Origin of the sequence: Frigoribacterium sp. Leaf8, from assembly GCF_001421165.1 — a bacterium.
GTDB lineage: Bacteria > Actinomycetota > Actinomycetes > Actinomycetales > Microbacteriaceae > Frigoribacterium.
Window position 1 is genome coordinate 601,253 of record NZ_LMKB01000001.1, and the last position, 23,271, is coordinate 624,523.

The 23,271-nt window shown below is 73.0% G+C and carries 23 protein-coding genes; 9 read left to right on the top strand and 14 right to left on the bottom strand.

The window, feature by feature from the left end; all coding sequences use genetic code 11:
- Positions 1–9 precede the first annotated feature (9 nt).
- The 5 genes from ASL10_RS02760 (at position 10) to ASL10_RS02780 (ending at position 4,584) form a co-directional block, all read left to right on the top strand.
- Positions 10–519: a hypothetical protein gene (locus tag ASL10_RS02760; RefSeq protein ID WP_056044118.1), complete on the top strand. Its 510-nt coding sequence runs from the start codon at positions 10–12 to the stop codon at positions 517–519.
- A gap of 11 nt (positions 520–530) precedes the next feature.
- A complete protein-coding gene (locus ASL10_RS02765; RefSeq protein WP_056044120.1) occupies positions 531–1,928 on the top strand; it encodes an SPFH domain-containing protein in 1,398 nt (465 codons plus the stop codon).
- A 24-nt stretch (positions 1,929–1,952) separates the two neighbouring features.
- Positions 1,953–2,933, top strand: a complete 981-nt coding sequence (locus tag ASL10_RS02770; protein ID WP_056044122.1) for an MDR family oxidoreductase — start codon at positions 1,953–1,955, stop codon at positions 2,931–2,933.
- A 149-nt stretch (positions 2,934–3,082) separates the two neighbouring features.
- Positions 3,083–3,772 carry a GntR family transcriptional regulator gene (locus ASL10_RS16475; protein ID WP_056044123.1) on the top strand — a complete coding sequence of 230 codons (690 nt, stop codon included), beginning with the start codon at positions 3,083–3,085 and terminating at the stop codon, positions 3,770–3,772.
- Positions 3,769–4,584 (top strand): ABC transporter ATP-binding protein, encoded by an 816-nt coding sequence (locus tag ASL10_RS02780; protein ID WP_235452324.1) that lies wholly within the window; start codon positions 3,769–3,771, stop codon positions 4,582–4,584. The genes ASL10_RS16475 and ASL10_RS02780 overlap by 4 nt, the downstream gene beginning before the upstream one ends.
- 117 nt (positions 4,585–4,701) lie before the next feature.
- Here the strand turns inward: ASL10_RS02780 and hemL are convergent, their stop codons facing one another.
- The 12 genes from hemL to ASL10_RS02840 all read right to left on the bottom strand — a co-directional run bounded on the left by hemL (position 4,702) and on the right by ASL10_RS02840 (position 15,569).
- On the bottom strand, positions 4,702–6,045 hold the full coding sequence (gene hemL, locus ASL10_RS02785; RefSeq protein ID WP_056044125.1) for a glutamate-1-semialdehyde 2,1-aminomutase: 1,344 nt from the start codon (positions 6,043–6,045) through the stop codon (positions 4,702–4,704).
- Positions 6,045–7,034 carry a porphobilinogen synthase gene (gene hemB / locus ASL10_RS02790; protein ID WP_056044126.1) on the bottom strand — a complete coding sequence of 330 codons (990 nt, stop codon included), beginning with the start codon at positions 7,032–7,034 and terminating at the stop codon, positions 6,045–6,047. The genes hemL and hemB overlap by 1 nt, the downstream gene beginning before the upstream one ends.
- Complete coding sequence (locus ASL10_RS02795) at positions 7,034–7,825, bottom strand: uroporphyrinogen-III synthase (protein WP_043595220.1); 792 nt, start codon at positions 7,823–7,825, stop codon at positions 7,034–7,036. Before ASL10_RS02795 ends, hemB begins: the two co-directional genes overlap by 1 nt.
- Entirely contained in the window at positions 7,822–8,808 is a 987-nt protein-coding gene (gene hemC, locus ASL10_RS02800; protein ID WP_056044128.1) for a hydroxymethylbilane synthase, read from the bottom strand. Before hemC ends, ASL10_RS02795 begins: the two co-directional genes overlap by 4 nt.
- Before the next feature lie 4 nt (positions 8,809–8,812).
- Entirely contained in the window at positions 8,813–10,036 is a 1,224-nt protein-coding gene (locus ASL10_RS02805; RefSeq protein ID WP_082460099.1) for a ferrochelatase, read from the bottom strand.
- Entirely contained in the window at positions 10,033–10,806 is a 774-nt protein-coding gene (hemQ, locus tag ASL10_RS02810; protein WP_082460100.1) for a hydrogen peroxide-dependent heme synthase, read from the bottom strand. The genes ASL10_RS02805 and hemQ overlap by 4 nt, the downstream gene beginning before the upstream one ends.
- 112 nt (positions 10,807–10,918) lie before the next feature.
- Positions 10,919–11,146 (bottom strand): DUF3618 domain-containing protein, encoded by a 228-nt coding sequence (locus tag ASL10_RS02815; protein ID WP_043595223.1) that lies wholly within the window; start codon positions 11,144–11,146, stop codon positions 10,919–10,921.
- 47 nt (positions 11,147–11,193) lie between these two features.
- On the bottom strand, positions 11,194–11,643 hold the full coding sequence (locus ASL10_RS02820) for a phage holin family protein (RefSeq protein WP_054147459.1): 450 nt from the start codon (positions 11,641–11,643) through the stop codon (positions 11,194–11,196).
- Positions 11,640–11,888: a hypothetical protein gene (locus ASL10_RS02825; RefSeq protein ID WP_157485204.1), complete on the bottom strand. Its 249-nt coding sequence runs from the start codon at positions 11,886–11,888 to the stop codon at positions 11,640–11,642. Before ASL10_RS02825 ends, ASL10_RS02820 begins: the two co-directional genes overlap by 4 nt.
- A 117-nt stretch (positions 11,889–12,005) precedes the next feature.
- Positions 12,006–13,370, bottom strand: coding sequence for an NAD(P)/FAD-dependent oxidoreductase (locus tag ASL10_RS02830; RefSeq protein ID WP_235452334.1), 1,365 nt, complete (start codon positions 13,368–13,370; stop codon positions 12,006–12,008).
- Positions 13,367–14,434, bottom strand: coding sequence for a uroporphyrinogen decarboxylase (hemE, locus tag ASL10_RS02835; protein ID WP_056044132.1), 1,068 nt, complete (start codon positions 14,432–14,434; stop codon positions 13,367–13,369). The genes ASL10_RS02830 and hemE overlap by 4 nt, the downstream gene beginning before the upstream one ends.
- Before the next feature lie 121 nt (positions 14,435–14,555).
- On the bottom strand, positions 14,556–15,569 hold the full coding sequence (locus tag ASL10_RS02840; protein ID WP_056044134.1) for an NADP-dependent oxidoreductase: 1,014 nt from the start codon (positions 15,567–15,569) through the stop codon (positions 14,556–14,558).
- A gap of 153 nt (positions 15,570–15,722) precedes the next feature.
- Here ASL10_RS02840 and ASL10_RS02845 point away from each other — a divergent pair, with 153 nt between their 5' ends.
- A complete protein-coding gene (locus ASL10_RS02845; RefSeq protein ID WP_056044137.1) occupies positions 15,723–17,009 on the top strand; it encodes a glutamyl-tRNA reductase in 1,287 nt (428 codons plus the stop codon).
- 55 nt (positions 17,010–17,064) lie between these two features.
- On the top strand, positions 17,065–17,472 hold the full coding sequence (locus tag ASL10_RS02850) for an NUDIX domain-containing protein (RefSeq protein ID WP_056044139.1): 408 nt from the start codon (positions 17,065–17,067) through the stop codon (positions 17,470–17,472).
- Between the two features lie 81 nt (positions 17,473–17,553).
- Here the strand turns inward: ASL10_RS02850 and ASL10_RS02855 are convergent, their stop codons facing one another.
- Positions 17,554–18,459 carry a serine hydrolase gene (locus ASL10_RS02855; protein WP_056044141.1) on the bottom strand — a complete coding sequence of 302 codons (906 nt, stop codon included), beginning with the start codon at positions 18,457–18,459 and terminating at the stop codon, positions 17,554–17,556.
- Positions 18,460–18,464: 5 nt separating this feature from the next.
- A complete protein-coding gene (locus tag ASL10_RS02860) occupies positions 18,465–20,429 on the bottom strand; it encodes a M13 family metallopeptidase (RefSeq protein ID WP_056044144.1) in 1,965 nt (654 codons plus the stop codon).
- Between the two features lie 118 nt (positions 20,430–20,547).
- Between ASL10_RS02860 and ASL10_RS02865 the strand changes: the two genes are divergently transcribed.
- Both ASL10_RS02865 and ASL10_RS02870 read left to right on the top strand, forming a co-directional pair.
- Positions 20,548–21,813, top strand: a complete 1,266-nt coding sequence (locus ASL10_RS02865) for a uracil-xanthine permease family protein (RefSeq protein ID WP_056044145.1) — start codon at positions 20,548–20,550, stop codon at positions 21,811–21,813.
- 32 nt (positions 21,814–21,845) lie between these two features.
- Positions 21,846–23,180, top strand: coding sequence for an MATE family efflux transporter (locus tag ASL10_RS02870; protein WP_056044588.1), 1,335 nt, complete (start codon positions 21,846–21,848; stop codon positions 23,178–23,180).
- Positions 23,181–23,271: the final 91 nt, after the last annotated feature.

The following is a 23,271-nucleotide window of genomic DNA, read 5'->3' on the forward strand; positions in this document are numbered from 1 at the left end:
GCTCGACGCATGATCACGTTCATCGTGGTGGGGGCGATCGGACTCCTGCTCCTGCTCGTCAGCATCGTCGTGGGCGACCTGCTCGACGTCGTCGACATCGGCGACGGGCTCGTCTCGGGCGTCGCCCTGGGCGCGGCCCTGGCCATCTTCGGGCTCGCCGGGGTCGTCACGTCGCAGACCGACCTCGCCGCGGGGTGGACCTACGCCGTCGCCGTCGGCATGGCCCTCGTCGCCCTCGTGCTGATCCAGCTCGTCGTCCGCCGCGTGACGCGCCGCGAGAGCGGGGGTCACTGGTCGCCCGTCGGGTTCGTCGGCGTCACGACCGAGGCCACCGGCCCGGCCGGCGGCGAGGTCCGGCTCGACGACGTCCGCGAGCTCGAGCGGCGGCTCGCGACCAGCGACGCGCGCATCGAGCGCGGCGTCCGCGTCCGCGTCGTGGCCGAGAACGGCCCGCGCGTGCAGGTCGAGGCGCTCGACGCCGGCGAGACCTCCGCGTCACGTGATCCCCAGACCAACTGAAAGGAAGCCCCGTGGACTTCATCTCCTCCAACGTCAGCGTCGTCGCCATCGTCGTCGCCGTCGTCATCGTGCTCGCCCTGCTGTCGTTCGTCGCCAGCCGCGTCCGACGCGTCCCGCCGAACGAGGCCCTGATCGTGGTCGGCCGTGGCGCCGAACGGTCCGAGGGCGGCGGCATCTCCAGCCCGCAGAAGGTCATCATCGGTGGCCGCACCTTCGTCTGGCCGATCTTCCAAGAGGGCTTCAAACTGTCGCTCGAGCAGTACCAGACCCCGGTCGAGGTGCAGGCGATCGACGCCAACTACATCCGCACCGCCGTGAAGGCCACGGTCAACTTCAAGGTGACCGGCACCGAAGACGGGGTGCGCCGCGCGGCCCAGCGCTACCTGCTGCAGCAGCAGCAGCTCCCGGTCATCGTGCAGCAGTCGCTCGAGGGGTCGATCCGCGGTCTCATCGGCGGCCAGCCGGTCGACGACCTGGTCAAGAACTTCTCGCGCCTCGCGGCCGACGCCGTGAACGAGACGAAGGGCGAGCTCGCCGAGCTCGGCCTCCAGATCGAGACCATGAACATCCGCGAGATCGAGACGCCGGGCAGCACCTACCTCGCCGACCGTGGTCGCGCCGAGGCGGCCGTCGCCAAGCAGAACGCCGACGTGGCCGAGGCCGAGGCCGAGCGCATCGCCGCCCTGGCCCGCATCGGCAACACGCAGCAGACTGCCGAGCGTCAGCTGCAGCTCGACGTCCGCCAGGCCCAGATCAAGGCCGAGACCGACCGGGCCCAGGCCGAGGCCGCCGCCGCCGGTGAGCTCGCCCGGGCCATGCAAGACAAGCTGGTCGCCGAACAAGAGAGCATCGCCGTGGCCGAGCAGGCCAAGGTCAACCAGGAGCGACTCAACATCGAGGTGCGCCAGCCCGCCGAGGCCGCGGCCTACGCGTCCGTGCAGAACGCCGAGGCCGAGCGCGACGCCGCCAACGCCGCCGTCGAGGCCGAGGCGTTCCGCCGCACCCAGCTCGCCGACGCCGCCCGCAACGCGGCCGAGAACGAGGCCGCGGCCGTCGAGGCCGCCGGTCGCGCCGAGGCCGCGGCGATCAAGGCCAAGGGTCTCGCCGAGGCCGAGGCCGTGGACGCGCTGGCCGAGGCTCAGGGCAAGTTCGGCCAGGCGGCACTCGCCTCGCAGGTCATCTCGCGCCTGCCCGAGATCGCCCGCGAGATGGCGGCGCCGATGGGCAACATCGACGCCCTGACGGTGGTGTCGACCGACGGTGCCAACGAGCTGACCAAGTCGGTCGCCAACAACATGACGCAGCTGCAGGACGTCGTGAAGGCCACGACGGGACTCGACCTCGTCAGTGCGCTGGGCGGGTTCCTCGGGGGCAAGGCGGGGGCGTCCGGCCCCGTCGATCGCGTCTGACCGCACCCGCGTAACCTCGGTCGCATGCGTGCGATCGTGGTCGAGAAGGGCAGGGCCGCCGAGCTCCGAGAGCTCGACGAGCCGGTCGCCGGACCAGGTGACGTCGTCGTCGACGTCACCTGGTCCGGCGTCAACTACAAGGACGGTCTCGCCCTGCGCGGTGACCCCGGGGTCGCCCGGGTCGATCCTCTCGTGCCCGGCATCGACCTGGTCGGCGTCGTGGCGTCCTCGGGGTCGTCACGTTTCGCACCGGGCGACGAGGTGCTGGTCAACGGTGCGGGCCACGGCGAGACGAAGGCGGGCGGCTTCGCCGAACGCGTCGTGGTCGACCCGGGCAGCGCCGTCCTGGTCCCCCCGGGCATCGACGGGCGGCGCGCCGCCGCCATCGGCACGGCGGGTTTCACGGCGATGCTGAGCGTCCTCCGGCTCGAACGCGACGTCGGCCCCGACGACGGTGACGTCGTGGTGACCGGTGCGGCCGGAGGCGTCGGGTCGGTGGCGATCGCGGTGTTGAGCCGCCTCGGGTACTCGGTCAGCGCCTCCTCGGGTCGCCTCGCCGAGCAAGGCGACTACCTCCGCTCGCTCGGGGCCTCGGCCCTGGTCGACCGCGACGAACTGTCCGGGGCGGGGAAGCCGATGCAGCGGGCCCGCTGGGCCGGCGGCGTCGACTCGGTCGGGAGCCACACCCTCGCCACCGTCCTGGCCCAGACCCGCTGGGGTGGCACCGTCACGGCCTGCGGGCTCGCCCAGGGCGCCGACCTGCCGACGACGGTGCTGCCGTTCATCCTGCGGGGCGTGACCCTGGCCGGCGTAGACTCGGTGGAGGCACCGCTCGACCTGCGCCGGCGCGCCTGGGACCGACTGGCACGAGACCTCGACCTCGACCTCCTCGACTCGATGACCGGCGAGGTCGCCCTGGCCGACGTGGTGGGCGCCGGCGAGGCGATCCTGGCGGGCCGGACCCGGGGCCGGACGGTCGTGCGCGTCGGCGGATCGCACATCTAGAACTCCGGATCACCCATACGTACTCAGCCCTCGGGTTTATGCTCGACATGTCGGCGACCGGTTCAGGGCCGGGTCGACGAACCGACCGACCGCGGTGCCGAGCGCCGTCGACCGTCGGCACCTGACCGCAGACACGACGGAGGCCCCCGATGCCGATCCCCCAGAACGACGACCAGACGCCCGCCCCGCGCCGCCTGTTGCGCGACGTCGTCTACGACAAGATGTTCGCCGCGATCATCGACGGCACCCTCGAGTTCGGTGAGCGCCTGAACGACGACCAGCTCGTGGCCTGGCTGGGCGTCTCCCGCACGCCCGTCCGCGAGGCGATCGCCAAGCTCGCCGACCAGGCCCTGGTCGACATCGAGGCCAACCGCTACACGCGCATCGTCGACCCGTCCTACGGCGAGTTCGTCGACACCGTCGACGTCGGTTACGCCGTCTGGTCCCTCTTCGTCGAGCGGGCCGTGCCCAAGCTCGACAAGGCTCAGCGTGCCGAGGTCGTCGGCCTCCTCGACACCCGGGCCAAGGCCTTCAAGGCGAAGAAGGAAGAAGACATCGCGGGCCTCGTGCGGGCCAACGAGATCCTGCTGGCCGCGGCCGACAGCGAGTCCCTGACGCGACTGTGGTCGAACACCGGCCCGCGCCTCCTGCTGCTCCTGCGTCGTCCGTCGGCCAACGGCATCTTCGACTTCCCGCAGGCGCACGCCTTCACCGTGGCGTTCCGCGACGCCGTCAAGGCGGACGACGCCGCGGCGGCCGCCGCCGTCGTGCGCGAGCAGCCCGCACGCCTGCAGGGCCTGTTCGACCAGGTGCGCGAGGCGGGCGTCTACCGCGCGTGACCGTCGCCCCCTCCGTGGCCGCCCCGGTGCCGCCCGTGCTCGACGTCGTCGCTGCGCGGGTGACCCGGGGCGGTCGTGATCTGCTGCACGACGTGTCGTTGCGCGTCGACTCCGGTCAGCACTGGGCGCTGATCGGCCCCAACGGAGCCGGCAAGACGACGCTGCTGACGTTGTGCGGTGCGCTCGGCCACCCGACCGCGGGCACGGTCGACGTCCTCGGCCGCCGCCTCGGACGGGTCGAGCTGAGCGAACTGCGTCGCCACATCGGCCACGTCGATCCCCGCCACCGCATGGTCGGCGACGCCACCGTCCGCGAGGTCGCGCTGACCGGCTTCACGGGCAGCAGCGACCCGGCGCCCCGCTGGGTTCCCACCGACGAGCAGGAGGCGAGGGTCGTCGACCTCGTCGCGAGCGTCGGTCTCTCGTCCCGCCTCTCGGCACGGTGGAGCGTGCTGTCCCAGGGCGAACGCGGTCGGGCGCTGATCGCCCGCGCCCTGGTGTCGCAGCCGGCCCTGCTGCTGCTCGACGAACCGGCGACGGGACTCGACGTCGCGGCACGGGAACACCTGCTCGACACCGTCGACGAGCTGCGCACGACCCACCGCACGATGTCCTCCGTGACGGTGACCCATCACCTCGAGGACCTGCCGAGCAGCACGTCGCACGCCCTGCTGCTGCGCGACGGCCGGGTCTTCGCCACCGGACGGGCCGACGACGTGCTGACGTCCGAGCTCGTGTCGGGCGCGTTCGACCACCCGCTCGTCGTCGATCGGGCCGACGGCCGCTGGTCGGCCCGCGCCCGCCGCCGCTGACCTCCGGCCGTGCCGGCACGCCGGGCCGGGCCCAGCCGGGCCGGGCCGGGCCGAAGAGCCGGGCCGGGCCAAAGAGCCGGCCCAGCCGGCCCGGCCCCGGTGGGCCGGCCGGGGTGGCTAGTGCGGCGCCTCGGCTGCTGCGGCGGCCTTGGCCGCGGCGGGCACGGCGTCGAGGATGCGCGACACCACGTCGTCGTCGTGGGCCGCCGTGACGAACCACGCCTCGAACACCGACGGGGGCAGGTTGACCCCGGCGTCGAGCATGGCGTGGAAGAACGGCGGGTAGCGCCAGGACTGCTGGGCGCGGACGTCGTCGTAGTCGTTCGGTGCCGTCGGCGTGAAGGCGAACGAGAAGAGCGACCCGGCGCGCTGGACGCTGTGCTCGACGCCCTCGGCGGACAGGGCGGCCGAGACGCCGGCCGACAACTGGTCGGCGACGGTGTCGAGCCGGGCGTAGACCTCGGGCGTGGCGAGCCTCAGCGTGGCGATGCCGGCGGCGACGGCCACCGGGTTGCCGCTGAGCGTGCCTGCCTGGTAGACCGGCCCCAGCGGGGCGAGGAAGTCCATCACCTCGGCGCGACCGCCCAGGGCGGCGAGCGGCATGCCCCCGCCGATGACCTTGCCGAACGTGATGAGGTCGGGCTCCCACCCGGCGCCGTCCGGGACGACCCGAGCGGCCTCGAGACCCCACCAGCCCGCGCGTCCCACGCGGAAGCCGGTGAGCACCTCGTCGACGATCAGCAGCGAACCGTGGCGTCGCGTGATCTCGGACAGGCTGCGGTTGAAGCCCCGCTGCGGCGCGAGCACGCCCATGTTGGCGGCGGCGGCCTCGACGATGACGGCGGCGATGCGCGGGCCGTGCTCGTCGAAGGCCGCACGCACGGCGTCGAGGTCGTTGTAGGGAAGGACGAGCGTCTGGGCGGCGGTCTCGGCCGTGATGCCGGCCGAGCCGGGCATCGACAGGGTCGCGACGCCCGAGCCGGCCTCGGCCAGCAGCGAGTCGGAGTGCCCGTGGTAGTGCCCGGCGAACTTCACGAGCAGGTCGCGACCGGTGTAGCCGCGGGCGAGGCGGATGGCCGTCATGGTCGCCTCGGTGCCGGTGGACACCATGCGCAGCTTGCCGATCGGTCGCTGGTCGCCGACGGCGACGCGTTCGCGGACCAGCTCGGCGAGTTCGGTCTCGGCGGGCGTCGACGCCCCGAACGACAGACCGCGCGAGGCCGCCTGCTGGACGGCCTCGAGCACCTCGGGGTGGGTGTGCCCGAGGATCGCCGGACCCCACGAGGCGACGAGGTCGACGTAGTCGCGTCCCTCGGCGTCGGTGACGTAGGCGCCCTTGGCACCCACGAGGAACCGTGGCGTCCCGCCGACGGAGCCGTACGCACGGACGGGCGAGTTGACGCCGCCCGGAATGGACCGCTTGGCCCGGGTGAAGTAGGTGTCGTTGCTCTGCTCGGTCATCAGAACCGCTCCTTCTGGAGGCGCGTGGCCAGTTCGGTGGCCCAGTACGTCAGGATCGCGTCCGCACCCGCCCGCTTGATCGACAGGACGCTCTCGTACGAGGCCGCGTCGAGGTCGATCCAGCCGTTCGCGGCGGCCGCGTGGATCATCGCGTACTCACCGCTGATCTGGTACGCCCACACCGGGACGGTGCTCGTCGCGGCCGTCTCGGCGAGGACGTCGAGGTAGCTCATCGCCGGCTTGACCATGACGACGTCGGCACCCTCGGCGATGTCGAGGTCGACCTCGCGCAGGCCCTCGCGCCCGTTGGCGGCGTCCATCTGGTACGTGCGGCGGTCTCCGACCAGCGTCGACTGGACGGCCTCGCGGAAGGGGCCGTAGAAGGCCGACGCGTACTTGGCGGCGTAGGCGAGCAGTGCCGTGCCGCCGAAGCCGGCCGCGTCGAGGGCGTCGCGGGCCGAGCCGATCTGACCGTCCATCATGCCGCTCATGCCGATCAGCTGGGACCCGGCCTCGGCCTGGACGACCGCCATCTCGTCGTAGCGGACCAGGGTGGCGTCGTTGTCGACCGAGCCGTCGGCGGCGAGGACGCCGCAGTGGCCGTGGTCGGTGAACTCGTCGAGGCAGAGGTCGGTCTGCACGACCAGCGCGCCCTGGGCGGCGTCGACGGCCACGCGGGTGGCCACGTTGAGGATGCCCTCGGGGTCGGTCGCGCCCGACCCGACGGCGTCCTTCTCGAGGGGCACCCCGAAGAGCATGACGCCGCCCACACCGGCCTCGGCGGCCTGCTCGACGGCCCGGGGCAGGCTCGACAGGCTGTGGTGGACGACGCCCGGCATGGACGAGATCGGGGTGGGCTCGTCGATGCCCTCGCGGACGAACATCGGCAGGACGAGGTCGGCGGGGTGCAGGCGCGTCTCGGCGGTCAGACGACGCAGGGCGGGGGTGGCGCGGAGGCGGCGGGGCCGCACTCGGGGGAATTCGGACATCAGTCCTTCTCGGTGGGGGGCGTTCCGGCGGACGGGCCGTCGAGGGCGTGGTCCACCACGGCCTCGACGAGGGCGGCCGCCGATCGGGTCTCGGCGATCAGGTGCACGGGCAGCCCCGCGGCACGGGCGTCGAAGGCGGTGCGCGGGCCGATGCACGCGACGAGGGTCTGCGGGGGCAGGGGCGCCAGCTGGGCGGCGATCTGGCGGGCGACGCTGCCCGAGGTCACGAGGAGGACGCCGATCGAGCCGTCGGCGACGCCGTCGCGCACCTCGGCCGAGACGGGAACGCCCACCGTGCGGTACGCCGAGACGAACTCGGCGTCGAACCCGCGGGCCGACAGTCCGGCGACGAGTGTCGGCTCGGCGAGGTCGGACTGCGGGACGAGCACGCGACCGGTGACCTCGTCGGCCGGCCACTCCTTCACGAGTCCGCGGGCCGAGTTGTCGCCCTCGGGGACGAAGTCGACGCGGATGCCCGCCAGGCTCAGGGCGGCGGCGGTGGTCTCGCCGACCGCGGCGACCCGGGTCGAGGCAGGGGGCCGGATGCCGTTGCCGACCAGGACGTCGACCGTGGTGGCACTCGTGACGACGAGCCACTCGTAGACGCCGGACTCGAGGCGGGCCAGGGCCGCGGCGAGCAGCTCGGGCGTCTCGGCCGGGGCGAAGTTGATGAGGGGGGCGATCACCGGGGCGGCACCGCGCGACCGGAGCGAGGCCGCGACCCCGTCGCCCCACTTGCCACCGCGCGGCACCAGGACGCGCACGCCCTTGAGCGGCTTGTCGGCGGTCACGTGGCGCTGCCCAGGGGGTCACCGCCGGCCGGTCCGCCGCCCAACGGGGCGAACTCGGCCGCACCGGAGTCGAGCAGCTCGTCGACGACACGGCCGGCGACCTCGTGGACGTCGGCGAGGCGCGCGACGAGGGGACCGTCGTCGAGGGAGACGGCGTGCGACGAGCTGAGGCGACGGCCGCCGTCGGGGCTGTAGACGGTCGCGCTGAGCAGCAGCAACCCGGCGTCGACGACGGCACTGGCACCGACGGGTGCCGCGCAACCGGCCTCGAGCCCGGCCAGCACGGCTCGCTCGGCCGTCACCACGAGGCGGGTCTCTTCGTCCTCGATGGCGGCCAGTCCGCGGGCGAGTGCCTCGTCGGGGTCGCCTTCGCGGACCTCGACGGCGAGCGAGCCCTGGCCGGGCGCACTGGGCCAGAAGCCGAGCCCCAGCAGTTCGGTCGCGGCGTCGAGGCGTCCCAGGCGGCCGAGACCCGCCGCGCTGAGCAGGACGGCGTCGAGGTCGACGCCGACGCGACCGAGCCGCGTGTCGACGTTGCCGCGGATGTCGACGACCTCGAGGTCGGGACGTCGCGAGAGCAGCTGGGCAGCACGACGCGGCGATCCCGTGCCGACGCGGGCACCCTGGGGCAGTCCTTCGAGGGTCAGCCCGTCGCGCGCGCAGAGGGCGTCGCGGGCATCCGCCCGACCGGGCGTCGCCCCGATGACGAGACCGGGGTGCGTGGCGGTGGGGAGGTCTTTGAGCGAGTGCACGAGGGCGTCGCACTCGTCCGCGAGGAGCGCTTCGCGCAGGGCGCTGGCGAACACGCCGGTGCCCCCGAGCGACGCCAGCGACTCGCCGGTGCCCTGCGAGCGGTCCCCCTCGGTCTTGATGCGGACGAGTTCGACGTCGTGGCCGGTCGCGGCCGCGATGCGGTCGGCGACGGTGGTCGACTGGGCGACGGCCAGCGCGCTGCCCCGAGTTCCGATGCGGATGGTCGCCACGGGGTCAGGGGACCAGGCCGGACAAGGCGGGCTTGAAGCCCAGTCGCACGTTCTCGCAGCAGCCGGGACGGCAGACGTCGTACCAGGGCCCGAGGTCGGTCACGTGGGGGCGGTCCTCGGCGGGGACGCCGTCACGACGCTCGAGCACGAGGTCGACGAGCCCGGTGACGTAGTTCGGGTCGATGCCCGGCGTCGGGGTGCGCGTCGCCCAGAAACCGTTCTTCTCGCTGGTCTCCATCGCCTCGTTGTCGAGGTCCCACATGACCTCCATGTGGTCGCTGACGAACCCGAGCGGCACGATGACGACGGCGCGGGTCGGACCGCCGGCCAGGTCGTCGATGGCGTCGTTGATGTCGGGCTCGAGCCATGGCATCGAGGGCGGGCCGCTGCGCGACTGGTAGACGAGCTGCCAGGGGACGGTGGTGCCGCCCCCTTCGGGCAGGTCGAGGTCGAGGGCGGCCTCGGCCGCGGCCATGACGACCTCGGCGACGGCCTTGTGCTGGGCGGCGTAGGCGCCGTCGGCGTCGAAGCCGCGCGCCTGGGGGCCGCTCTTGGCCGCGTCGGTCGACGGGATCGAGTGCGTCGCGAAGAGCACCTGGACCTCGGTCGCGAGGTCGAGCCCCTCGTTCTCGGCGCGAGCCGCGACGAGCGCGTCGCGCACGCCGTCGATGAACGGCTGGACGAAACCGGGGTGGTCGAAGAACTGGCGGACCTTGTCGATCTGCATGGTGCCCTCGAGGCCGGTGGCGTCGAGCGCCATGGCGAAGTCCTCGCGGTACTGGCGGCACGAGCTGTAGGACGAGTAGGCGCTGGTCGCGACCGCGATGAGCTTGCGGAACCCGCGCTCGTCGGCCTCGCGCACGGCGTCGGCCATGTAGGGCTGCCAGTTGCGGTTGCCCCAGATGACCGGCAGGTCGATGCCGCGACGCTCGAGCTCGGCCTCGAGGGCGGCCTTGAGCTCGCGGTTGTGCTCGTTGATCGGGCTGACGCCGCCGAAGTGGCGGTAGTGCGTCGCGACCTCTTCGAGCCGCTCTTCGGGGATGCCCCGACCGCGCGTGACGTTGCGCAGGAACGGGATGACGTCGTCCTGCCCCTCGGGTCCGCCGAAGCCGGCCAGCAGGATGGCGTCGTAGTCGGTCGGCTCGGAGACGTGCTCGGGGCCGGAGGCCGCGGCGGGGGTGGCGTTGCGGACGAGCTGCCCGTTGGTGATGTTGCTGGTGTCGGTCACGACAAGACCTCGATGATGTCGGTGGTGGGGATGCGTCGGCCCGTGAAGAACGGGATCTCTTCGCGGACGTGGCGGCGGGCCTCGGTGTAGCGCAGGTCGCGCATGAGGTCGACCAGTTGGACGAGCTCGGGAGCCTCGAGGGCGAGGATCCACTCGTAGTCGCCGAGCGAGAAGCTGGCGACGGTGTTCGTCAGCACCGCGCGGTGCTCGGAGCCCTGCTTGCCGTGCTCGGCGAGCATCTGACGGCGCTCGGCCTCGGGCAGCAGGTACCACTCGTAGCTGCGCACGAACGGGTACACCGTCAACCAGGTCTCGGGTGCCTTGCCCCGCATGAAGGCCGGGCTGTGGTTGCGCGAGAACTCGGCCTCGCGGTGCATGCCCATGGCGTTCCAGGTGGGCAGCAGGCCGCCCAGCACGTCGGTGCGCAACAGCTGCCGGTAGGCCGACTGGACGGCCTCGGGCACCTCGCCGTGCAGCCAGATCATGATGTCGGCGTCGGCCCGCAGGGCGCTGACGTCGTAGAAGCCACGGACGGTCACGCCGAGACCCGCCAGGGCGTCGACGACCGCGTCGAGCTGCGGGACGTCGTCGAGCTCGGGGGCGTAGGGGTTCTGCGGGTCGCGTCGCAGCACGGCCCAGAGCGTGTAGCCGAGGCGTTCGACGGGTGGCGGTGTGCTCGCCGCGGCGTCGTCGGACTCGGTCTGGACGGGTGCGGCGGATGAATCGGACGTCGGCAGTACGGGCGCTGCCGCGTCGGCGCTGGAACTCATGCAGCCATTCTCCCTCTCGGCACGCTGGGAGCCCAACCAGGTTGCTCCCGGTCGAGCGAACGGCACCCGGTGCCCGCCGGCGGTCGAGCCGACCGGCGAGCCGGGCGAGCGGTCAGCGGCGCTTGACGACCGCGACGACGACGCCCGCGACGGCCAACGCTCCTGCCCCGGCGGCGGCGAGCCACGGGGTCTTGTCGCGGTCGAACGAGGCCTTGGCGCGGTGCCCGGCGATGCCCAACTGCTTGGGCACGTTCAGCTTGTCCTCGAGTTCGTTGAGGGTCGCGGCGAGCTCGGCGCGCGTGCGGTCGATGTGGGCCTGGATGTCGCTGCTGTCGCTCACGGTGCTCCTGTCGGGAACGGGAAGGGTGGGGGTGTCGAGGAGGCGCGTCAGCGCTCGTCGAGGCGGGCGCCGGGGATCGACCCCACGCCCTTGACGGCCTTGAGGTCGGCCTTGAGGCTCGCGATGGTCTTCTCGGGGACCGCCGGGAGCCCCTTCTTGATCGCCTTGTACCCGAGGAACGCGAGCAGGGCGGCGACGAGCAACAGCACGCCGGCGACGATGAGGGCCGACGCCCAGCCGGGAAGCCAGATGGCGAGCAGCAGGACGATGCCGGTCAGGAGGACGCCGAGCATCGCGAAGACGAAGACCAGGGCCCCGACCAGGAAGCCGGCACCGATGCCGAAGGCCTTGAGCGTGCCGATGACCTCGTACTTGAGCAGGGCCAACTCGCCCTTGACCAGGTCGGTGACCAGCGTCGGGACGTCCTGCACCAGGGCGAAGAGCGACCGCGGCCTGGTCTTGTGCCGCACCTTGTCGCTGCGCGTCGAGTCGGTCATTTCTTGCGGCCGCCGCCGAAGGCCTTGAAGATGCCCCGGGTGATGCCGGTGACGACGGCGTCCACGCCGTCGGCCGTCTTGGCACCGGCGAAGTCCTGGCCCTTGGCGACCTGGCGCTGCACGGCCCGGCTGTTCCAGACCTTGGACGCCCTCTCGGTGATCTGCTCGTACCGGTCGTGGCCGGCGCGGGCGCCCAGCACGAATCCGACAGCGGCTCCGGCGACGAAGATCAGTTTGCCTCGCACGGGGGACTCCATTCGTGGTCGTACGCGCGACGGCATGTGCCGCACACGTCCCTCCAATGTAGCCCGAGGCGGGTGCCCGACGCCCGCGCCGGACCGAAGCGGTCCGAGCCCGGGACCTCAGTCGCGGGACGGGGGCGCCGACAGCGCCGCCACGAGGGTGGCGGCCTGACGACGCGAGTGGGCGATGATCGCGGCCAGCCCCCGTCCCGCCACCGCGCCTCCTGCCTGGACGACCTCGACCACGGGCTCGGTGACGACCGCCGCCTCGGCCCGGCGCGGGGCGTCCCAGGTGGCCCGGCCGAAGCCGACCAGGTGGCGCGCGGCGAGGTCGACGCCGAGCAGGGTCGAGGCGTCGGCGAGCGCCGCGTCGCGCACCTCGGCGTCGGGTGTGTCGCGGTCGACGACGGGCGAGTCGAAGCTGAGCCGGAGCACGTGGCGTCCCCCGGCGAGCTCGGCCAGCCAGCTCCATTTGACGGTCGCGTGGGTGAGGGCCTTGGCCCGGAGTCCGGTCGAGCCGGGGGCGACGAGGACGCCCGTGCCCCGGGGCGCCGCGTCGAGCTCCGGCCGGTCGACGACGAGGGTCGCGAGGGTGATCGCTCCGGGCGGCACCGAGGAGGCGCGGGTCGTCAGGGCCACCGCGTCGTGGTCCCCGACGGCCAGCACGACCTGTCTCGCCCGGACGTGCTCACCGCCCGCGGTCTCGACGCCGGTCTCGTCGATCGAGCGGACGCGGGTGCCGAGGCGGACGTCGACGCCGTGCCGCTGGAGGTCGGCGACGATCGGGTCGACCAGCCGGGCGAGGCCGCCGCGGATGCCCGCCACCGCCGAGCCGGCCGGGGCGAGGGCGCGCAGTCCGAGCACGGCGGCGGCGAGGCTGCCCTCGCGCTGGAGGGCCGAGCGCAGCCCGGGGGCCACGCGATCGACGGCGAGCAGGTCGGGGTGGAGCGAGTGGACGCCCGAGACGATGGGACTGACGAGCCGGTCGACGACCTCGTCGCCCATGCGCGCCCGGACGAGACCCCCCAGGGTGGTTTCTTCGGCCCCGATCTCCGCGGGCAGGTTGGCGTCCGCGAGCGCGCGGGTCACGCCGGCCTCGCCGACGACGGCTCGCACGTCGGCGGCGGACGGGTCGCCGGGGATGCCGAGCAGCCCCGTGCGCGGGATGGGAAAGGACTCGCCGTCGGCTTCGTGCAGCCAGGCCCCGCGGGGATCGGGCAGGACGATGTCGTCGCCGAGGCCGAGTTCGGTGGCGAAACCGGCGACCGTGTCGCCCCGGGTCGCGAAGCTCTCGGCCCCGGCGTCGAGTGCGATGCCGGCGACCACGTGTCGCGAGACCTCGCCGCCCAGTCGTTCGGATGCCTCGAACAGCACGACGCCCAACCCGGCGGCGGCCAGGTCACGGGCGAGCACGATGCCGCCCATGCCGCCGCCCACCACGGCGACGTCGACGACGCCGCTCGGGGTGACGACGGGCGGGGTCACAGCGTGTGCGCGAGCTCGACGATGCGGGTGAGCACGTCGGGGTCGGTGTCGGGGCTGACGCCGTGGCCGAGGTTGAGCACGTGCGCCGGGGCCGCCCGACCACGCTCGACCACGTCGCGGACGTGCGCCTCGAGCACGGCCCACGGCGCCTGGAGCATGGCGGGGTCGATGTTGCCCTGCACCGGGGTGGAGCCACCGAGGCGACGCGAGGCCTCGTCGAGCGGGATGCGCCAGTCGACCCCGACGGCGTCGGTGCCGACGTCGCGCATGGCGGCCAGCACCTCGCCGCTGCCCACTCCGAAGTGGATGCGGGGCACGTCGAGGTCGGCGACGTGCGAGAGGGCACGGGCCGAGTGGCGGGCGACGTGCGCGGTGTAGTCGGCCAGCGAGAGCGACCCGACCCACGAGTCGAACAACTGGGCGGCGCTCGCCCCCGCGAGCACCTGCGCCCGCAGGAAGGCACCGGTCACGTCCGCGGCCCAGGTGAGCAGGGCGTCCCAGGTCTCGGGATCGCCGTGCATGAGGGCACGGGCGCGGATGTGGTCCTTCGACGGCCCGCCCTCGACGAGGTAGGCGGCGAGGGTGAAGGGGGCGCCGGCGAACCCGATCAGCGGCGTGCTGCCCAGCTGCGCGACGGTCTGGGCGACGCCCGCGGCGATCGGGGCCAGCGCCTCCGGGTCGATCGGCCGCAGGGCCGCGACGTCGGCCGCCGTGCGGATCGGCGTCTCGAGCACCGGACCACGACCCGGGACGATGTCGACCGAGACGCCGGCCAGCTTGATCGGCACGACGATGTCGCTGAAGAAGATGCCCGCGTCGACGCCGTGACGGCGGACCGGCTGCAGCGTGATCTCGCTCGCCAGGTCGGGCGTGAGGCAGGCGTCGAGCATGGCGGTGCCGACGCGCAGCTCGCGGTACTCGGGAAGCGAGCGCCCCGCCTGGCGCATGAACCACACCGGCAGCGTCTCGGGCCGGTCGCCGCGCAGGGCACGGACCAGCGGTGAACGCGTCGTGAGGCCGGCGGCCAGCGGGTGCTGCTCGGGCAGGGCGGAGGTCTGGGTCACGTGGTCGATTGTCCCATCGCCCGCTGGACGTCGCGTCGAGGCGACCCGCGGCCGGCCCCGCCACGGCGGGACCGTCCCGGTCGGATCGCCTCGAACGCGCGAGCGGACGAGGAGGCGCGGGTCAGGAGACCGCGACGACCATCTTCCCGACGTTGTCGCCGCGCATCAGCCCGGTGAAGGCGTCGAACGCGTTGTCGACGCCCTCGACGACGGTCTCGTCGTACACGACGTCGCCGGCGGAGAGCCAGGGGCCCATCTCGGCCTGGAACGCGGGTGCGAGGTGGCGGTAGTCGCCCAACGTGAAGCCCTTCATCGTCAGACCGCGGGTGACCATGTTGGTCATGCCCGTGATGCCGACCGGGGCGCCCGTGGAGTTGTAGTTCGCGATCGAGCCGCAGAGTGCGGCACGACCGCCGGTGCGGAACGAGGCGAGGGCGGCCGACAGGTGGTCGCCGCCGACGTTGTCGAAGTAGAGGTCGATGCCGTCGGGAGCGGCCTCGGCGAGCAGCTCGGAGACGTCACCGTCCTTGTAGTTGAACGCGGCGTCGAAGCCGTACTTCGAGGTCAACAGCTCGACCTTCTCGGCCGAACCGGCGCTGCCGATCACGCGCGAGGCTCCCTTGAGGCGGGCGATCTGGCCGACCATGGTGCCGACGGCCCCGGCGGCACCCGACACGAAGACGACGTCGCCCTCGCGGATGCCGGCGATCTCGGTGAGGCCGACGTACGCCGTCAGGCCGGTGAGGCCGAGCACGCCCAGGTACGCCGACAGGGGGACGCCGTCGACGGGCTGCACGGCACGGAACGTGGCCGCGCCTCCCTGGGCCACGTCGCGCCAGCCCTGCTCGTGCAGCACGACGGTGCCGACCGGCAGGTCGTCCGAACGCGACTCGACGACGCGGCCGACGGCCCCGCCGGTCATGGTCTCGCCGAGGGCGAAGGGCGGGACGTACGACTTCACGTCGTTCATGCGACCGCGCATGTAGGGGTCGACCGACAGGAACTCGTTCTGCACGCGGACCTCGCCGTCGCCGAGCTCGGGCAGGGTCACCTCGACGCGGGCGACGTCGTCGGGGGTGGGCTCGCCGTGCGGGCGGGCGACGAGCTGCCACTGGATGCTGGTGGTCGAGGTCATGGTGTCTCCTTGGTTCGATGCGGTGCGGGCCGGCGGCCGGAATGCGGCCCCGGGCTCCGTTGTTGCAAGCTGCAACCGTCGTGTGGCATTCCCGGCCACTCGACGTCGAGTCAACGCCCAGCCGAAAACGCCGATCAGAGTTAGGATCACTCAGTGCTCATCTGCCTCACGGCGTCCCACCAGAACGCCAGCTTCGACCTCCTCGAGAGGCTGAGCATCGGCGCACCCTCGGCGGCGGGCACCCTGGTCGACGGCAGCGACTTCGTCAGCGGCGCGGTCGTGCTCGCGACCTGCAACCGGTTCGAGGCCTACCTCGACGTCGACGAGCCCCTCACCGCCGGCAGCGCCCTGGCCGTCGAGGCCACGATCGAGACCATGAGCACCGCCAGCGGCGTCGAGCCCGACGACCTGCGCGACAGCGTCCGGGTCATCACGGGCGACGAGGTCGTCGAGCACCTGTTCGCCGTCAGCTCGGGCCTCGAGTCCGTCGTCGTCGGCGAGGACGAGATCTCGGGCCAGGTGCGCCGTTCGCTCGAGCGCGCCCGCCACGACGGCACCACCTCGCGCGACCTCGAGCGCCTCTTCCAGAAGGCGTCGCAGACCTCCCGGGGCATCAAGAACCAGACCAACGTCGGAGGCGCGGGCCGGTCACTCGTGCGCCTCGCGCTCGAGCTGGCGTCCTCACGGGTGACCGACTGGTCCGAGGCGCGCGTCCTCATCGTGGGCACCGGCCAGTACGCGGCCACCACCGTCGCGGCTCTCCGCGACCGTGGCGCCGACCAGCTCGCCGTCTACTCGGGTTCGGGCCGCGCCGAGTGGTTCGGCCTCAAGCACGCCGCGACGCCGTACGACGACCTCGCCACCGCCGTCGCCTGGAGCGACGTGCTGATCACCTGCACCTCGACCACCGAGCCGGTCGTCACCCGCGACGTCGTCCTCCCCGGCGGCCGCCGCCTCGTGATCGACCTCGGGCTGCCCCGCAACGTCGACCCGCTCGTCGCCGGCGTCGAGGGCGTCGAGCTGCTCGACCTCGAGACCATCAGCCTGCACGCGCCGCTGCCCCAGCTCAGCGCGGCCGACGACGCCCGCGCCCTAGTCTCGTCCGCGGCCGCCGAGTTCCAGGCCGTCGCCGCCGAACAGTCGCTCACGCCGTCCGTCGTCGCGCTGCGCAAGCACGTCTTCGACCTGCTCGACGCCGAGATCGAGCGCGCGCGGTCGCGCGGGGACTCGTCCGACCGCACCGAATCGGCCCTGCGACACCTCGCCGGCGTGCTGCTGCACACCCCCTCCGTCCGGGCGCGCGAGCTGGCCCGAGAGGGCCGGGGCGACGAGTTCCGCGACGGCCTCGAGGCGCTCTTCGGCGTGACCGACGGGCGCCGCGCCTCCTCGTCGTCGCCGTTGCGCGCGGTCGACGACGAGCGTCAGGCCTCGGCGGGCTGATCGCCCCCGGACGCCGGCGCACCGGGCCGACGTCGTCGTGCCCGAGGATGGCCTGATGGACACCATCGTCGTCAGCGCACTCGCCCTCGTCCGTGACCGTCGGATGCTGATGGTGACCGCCCGCGGCCGTGACGTGCTGTACCTGCCCGGCGGCAAGCTCGAGGCCGGCGAGACCGCGGCCGAGGCGCTGGTCCGGGAGTCGCGCGAAGAGGTCGGCGTCGAACTCGACCCGACGACCGTGGCCGAGCTCTTCACCGTCGTGACGCAGGCGCACGGCGAGCCCGAGGGTCGGCAGGTCGCCATGACGGTCTTCGCGGCCGAGCTCTCGGCGACGAGCCCCGAGCCGGCGCCCGCCGCCGAGGTCGGCGCGGTCCACTGGGTCACCTCGGCCGACGCGGGCCGGTGCCCGCCGGCCGGTGTCGCGACGCTCGAGCGCCTCCGGGGGCTCGACCTGGTCGACTGAGTCGGCGCGGGGGCAAGGCCGGGCCGCGGCTCGGTGCGGCGCTCGGCTCGGCGCGGCAGCCGGCTCGATGCGGCACCCGGCTCAGTGCACGTACTCGAGGGCGTCGGTGCCCACGGCCCGCAGGGCCTCGAGCGCCCGGAGGCGGTGGGCGAGCGTCAGGTCGTCGAACGTGACGATCACGCAGTACGCGACGCTGCGGCGCGGCCCGCGGAGCACCCCGAGCTCGGAGCGCACGCCCGGGTCGCCACCGGTCGTGTGGACGATCTGCAGGTCGTGGTCGAGCCGCCGGTGCCCGAGCGGATCGAGACCGAACGGCGCCGCGACGAGCGACGTGTCGGCGCCCAGCGACAGCCAGCCGAGCACCCGGTTCGACACGGCCCGGTCGACGACTTCGCCGCGGGCGAGGGACACCATGAGGCCGCCGAGTTCGTGAGCCGTGCCCACGGCGAGCGCAGGCGCGTCGTCGGGGCCGCGGGACGACCGGGTGACGTCGAGGAGGGCCGTCTTCGTGAGACCGAGCGACTCACCTCGCGCCCGCACGGCGGCCAGGCCCACCCGGCCGATGAGCGCGTCGATCGCCGCCCCGTCGCGGAAGGCCCCGACGAGCGTCGCCGCGTCGGTCACCGGGAGGCTCGTCCGGCGGAGGTAGGGCCAGAGGCCACCGGGCCCCTGGTCGCCGGGGTCGCCCGGCCGGTCGAGTTCGTCGAGGGGGCGGAGCGTGCCGTCCTCGATGCGGGCCGAGACCTCGACCAGGAGCAGGACGGAACCGAGCTGGCCCACCGGCAGCGCCACGTGCTCGTCGACGCTCAGCAGGTCGGCCCCCGCGTCGAGGTCCCTGACCGAGGCCGAGACCTGCCCACCCGCGAGCGCCAGGTCGCCCAGGGCGGCGAAGGACGTCGAGAACGACTCGAGCGCGCGCCCGCCACCGTGGCGCGGCTCGTGGTCGGCGCCGTCGCCGTTCTCCCGTCGGGCCCGACGGCCGGGCACCTGACCTACCAAATGGTGACGCGCTCCTCGGCCGGCAGCCACAGCGCGTCGCTCTCGGTGACGCCGAACGTCTCGTAGAACTCGTCGATGTTGCGCACGATCTGGTTGCACCGGAACTCGTTCGGCGAGTGCGGGTCGATCGAGACGAGACGGATCGCCTCTTCGTCGCGCAGCTTGATCTGCCAGGCCTGGGCCCAGCTCAGGAAGAACCGCTCGGCGCCGGTCAGGCCGTCGATCACGGGCGGCTCGCTGCCGTCGAGCGAGATGAGGTAGGCCTTCCAGGCGATCGAGAGCCCGCCGAGGTCGCCGATGTTCTCGCCGATGGTGAGGGCGCCGTTGACGTGGTGGTCGGGCACCTGCTTCGGGGCGAGGGCGTCGTACTGCGCGATGAGCGACGAGGTCAGCTCCTCGAACGCCTCGCGGTCGGCGGGGGTCCACCAGTCGGTCAGCTTGCCGTCGCCGTCGTACTTCGAGCCCTGGTCGTCGAAGCCGTGGCCGATCTCGTGGCCGATGACGGCGCCGATGGCTCCGTAGTTGGCCGCGGCGTCGCGGGTCTCGTCGAAGAACGGGAACTGCAGGATCGCCGCGGGGAACACGATCTCGTTCATGCCCGGGTTGTAGTACGCGTTGATGGTCTGCGGCGTCATGAACCACTCGTCGCGGTCGAGCGGCTGGCCGATCTTGCCCAGCTCGCGGTCGAAGCCGAAGGCGGCGGTGGCCCGCACGTTGCCGACCAGGTCGGCGGGGTCGATCGACAGGGCCGAGTAGTCGCGCCATTTCTCGGGGAAACCGATCTTGGGCGTGAACTTCTCGAGCTTGTCGAGGGCCCGGGCTCGGGTTTCGTCGGTCATCCACTCGAGGCCCGTGATGCTCTGTCGGTAGGCCTCGACCAGGTGCCCGACGAGGACGTCCATCGCGGTCTTGGCCTCGGGCGCGAAGTGCCGCTCGACGTAGATGCGCCCGACGGCCTCGCCGAGGGCGCCCTCGACCAGCGAGACACCGCGCTTCCAGCGGGCGCGCTGCACGGGGGTGCCGGTGAGGGTACGACCGTAGAAGCCGAAGTTCGCCTCGACGAAGGGCGTCGACAGGTAGGCGGCCATGGAGCGGACGATCTGCCAGCGCAGCCAGTCGCTCCAGGCGTCGAGGCGGTCGTCGGTCAGCAGCGAGGCCAGTCCGGTCACGAACGACGGCTCGCGCACGACGAGCTCGTCGAAGACGCCGGCCGGGCCGCCCACGGCGTCCCGCCAGGCCGTGAGGTCGACACCCTCGGCGAGCGCGTCGAACTCGGCCCAGGGCAGCAGGTTGTAGGTCTTGTCGCTGTCGCGGGTGGCGACGTTGCTCCAGTGGTGCGTGGCGAGGGCGGTCTCGAGCCCGACCACGCGGTCGGCGCGGGCCGAGGCGTCGTCGAGGCCGGCGAGCCCGAGCATCTGCTCGACGAACGCCCGGTAGGCGGTCCGCACCGACTCGAACTTCTCGTCGCGGTAGTAGGACTCGTCGGGCAGGCCGAGGCCGCCCTGCTCGACGAAGACGACGTACCGCTCGGGGTCGCCCGGGTCGTTGTCGACGAAGAGCTGGACGAAGCTCGGCATGCCCTGCTTCTCGAGCGAGCCCAGGAGGCGCGTGAACGAGGTCACGTCGGTGACCGTCTCGACCTCGGCCAGGAGCGGTTCGAGGGGTGCGGCGCCGAGCGCCTCGATGCGCTCCTCGTCGGTGAAGCTGGTGAAGAGGTCGCCGACCTTGCGGGCCTCCGTGCCGGGTTCGGCGGACTGGGACTCGACCACGATCTCGCGGACGGCCTTCTCGGCCTCCTCGGCGAGCAGGTAGAAGGAGCCGTAGCGCGCCTTGTCGTCGGGGATCTCGGTGCGGTCGATCCACGCGCCGTTGACGTGCCGGAAGAGGTCGTCCTGCGGGCGGACCGCCGGGTCGAGTTCGTCGGTCTGGATTCCGCTGCTCAGTGCGTCGCTGGTCATGCCCGTCAGCCTAGGTGAGGCCCCCGACGACGGGCCGGGCCGGACCCGCTGCGACCCGGGCTGACGAGGCCGTCCCAGGAAACACGGAGGAAACGGCACCCCCAGTACAGTTCTCGACATGGCACTCCCCTGGGCACTGCACGGCGACGGCAAGACGGTCGACCCGACCGAGATCGTGGCCCCGGAGGAGCGGCTCAGCTGGCCGCGCACCATCGGCCTCGGCGGCCAGCACGTCGTCGCGATGTTCGGCGCGACCTTCCTCGTGCCGATCATCACCGGGTTCCCGCCGAGTACGACGCTGTTCTTCTCGGGCATCGGCACCCTGCTCTTCCTCATCATCACGAAGAACCGCCTGCCCAGCTACCTGGGCTCGTCGTTCGCCTTCCTCGCCCCGATCGCGGCCGCCACCGACGTGGGCGGCATCCCCCTCGCGCTCAGCGGCATCATCGTCGTCGGCGCCCTGCTCGCGGTGATCGGCCTGGTCGTGAACCTCGCGGGCACCCGCTGGATCGACGCCCTGCTGCCCCCGGTGGTCAGCGGCTCGATCGTCGCCCTCATCGGCTTCAACCTGGCCCCGGCCGCCCGCGACAACTTCGCGCTCTCGCCGGGCATCGCCCTGATCACGCTCGCCGCGGTCGTGCTGAGCGCCGTGCTCTTCAAGGGCCTGCTCGGCCGCCTGTCGATCTTCGTCGGCGTCGTCGTCGGCTACGTCGCCGCCGTGATCGCGGGCGCCGTCGACTACAGCGCCGTCGCGGCCGCGCCGTGGGTGGGCCTGCCGACCTTCACGGCCCCCGCCTTCGACCTCGGGCAGCTGCCGATCTACCTCGGCTTCCTGCCCGTCGTGCTCGCCCTGATCGCCGAGAACGTCGGCCACGTCAAGGGCGTCGGCCAGCTCACGAAGCGCAACCTCGACCCGCTGACCGGCCGGGCACTCTTCGCCGACGGCCTCAGCACGGTGCTCGCCGGCCTCGGCGGCGGCTCGGCGACGACCACCTACGGCGAGAACATCGGCGTGATGAGCGCCACCCGCATCTTCTCGACGGCCGCGTACTGGGTCGCCGGCGTCGTGGCGATCCTGCTCGGGCTGTCGCCCAAGATCGGCGCCGTCATCTTCACCATCCCGCCGGGGGTGCTCGGCGGCGTCACGACGGCGCTCTACGGGCTCATCGGCGTGATCGGCATCCGCATCTGGGTCGAGAACAGGGTCGACTTCAGCCGCCCGAAGAACCAGCTGACCGCCGGCGTCGCGCTCATCATGGGCATCGCCGACTTCACCCTGGCCCTCGGGGGCGCGAGCTTCGGCGGCATCATCCTCGGCACGGTCGCGGCCATCGTCGTCTACCACCTCATGTCGGCCGTGGGTCGGGCCCGGGGCACCGACTGACGGTGGGACGCCGCCGCGGCGAGCCGTCCCCGGTGACGACCTCGCGCCTCCGTTCGCCCTGGGACCGACGCATCGTCGCCCTCGCGGCGCCGGCGCTCGGCGCGCTGATCGCCGAACCGCTCTTCCTCCTTACCGACACCGCGATGGTCGGGCACCTGGGCACGGTGCCCCTCGCCGGGCTCGGCATCGCGAGCGTCGTGCTGCAGACCGCCCTCGGCCTGCTGGTCTTCCTGGCCTACGCCACGACGCCGACCGTGGCCCGACGGCTCGGCGCGGGTGACCGGCCCGGAGCGATCCGCGCCGGCGTCGACGGGCTCTGGTTCGCGCTGCTGGTCGGGGTGGTGCTCGCCGGGGTCGGGGCACTCGTCGCCCGCCCCCTCGTCGGCCTGTTCGGCACCGACCCGGCCGTCGTCGACGCCGCGGCGACCTACCTGACCGTGTCGATGCTCGGCCTGCCCGGCATGCTGCTCGTGATCGCGGCGACCGGACTGCTGCGCGGCCTGCAGGACACCAGGACGCCACTGGTCGTCGCGACGGTCGGCTTCGCGGCGAACGCGGGCCTGAACGCGCTCTTCCTCTACGGCTTCGGCTGGGGCATCGCCGGCTCGGCCGCGGGGACCGTCGTCGCGCAGTGGGGCATGGCCGCCGTGTACGTGGTGATCGCCGTCCGTGCCGCGCGGGCCGTCGGGGCTCCGCTGCGCCCGGGGCTGGCCGGCGTCGGTCGCACGGCACGCTCCGGCGCGTGGCTGCTCGTGCGCAACGCGTCCCTGCGGATCGCGATGATCGCGACCGTCTGGGCCGCCGCCTCCTCGGGGGTGACCGGGCTCGCGACGATCCAGGTCGCGCTCACCCTGTTCAGCACGCTGGCGTTCGCCCTCGACGCGCTGGCCATCGCCGGCCAGGCCCTCGTCGGCCACGCGCTCGGTCAGGGCGATCGCGAGGCGGTGCGCGCCGTCACCCGTCGGCTGATGCTGTTCGGGGTCGGCGGCGGTCTGCTGCTCGGCGTGCTGCTGGCCGCGGTCTCGCCGCTGCTCGCACCCGTCTTCAGCGGCGACGACGCGGTGCGCGACCTGCTGCCCCGGGTCGTGCTGGCGATGGCCGTGGGCATCCCGCTGGCCGGCTTCGTCTTCGTGCTCGACGGCGTGCTCCTCGGCGCCGGCGACGCCCGCTACCTCGCCCTCGCCGGCGTGGTCAACACGGTCGTCTACCTCGCGATCCTGATCCCGCTGGAGGCGCGGGTCGGGCCGGACGCGCGGGGCACGGTCGCCCTGTGGCTGGCCTTCGGCCTGGGCTACATCGGCATCCGCGCCGTGACGCTGGGCCTCCGGGCGCGGTCGGACCGCTGGATGGTCGTCGGCGCCGGCTGAACCCGGGGTCGTGGAGTCGGCACCGGCACCGGCACCGGCACCGGCACCGGCCTCGGCCTCGGCCTCGGCGAGGAGGAGGCGGCGGGGTCGG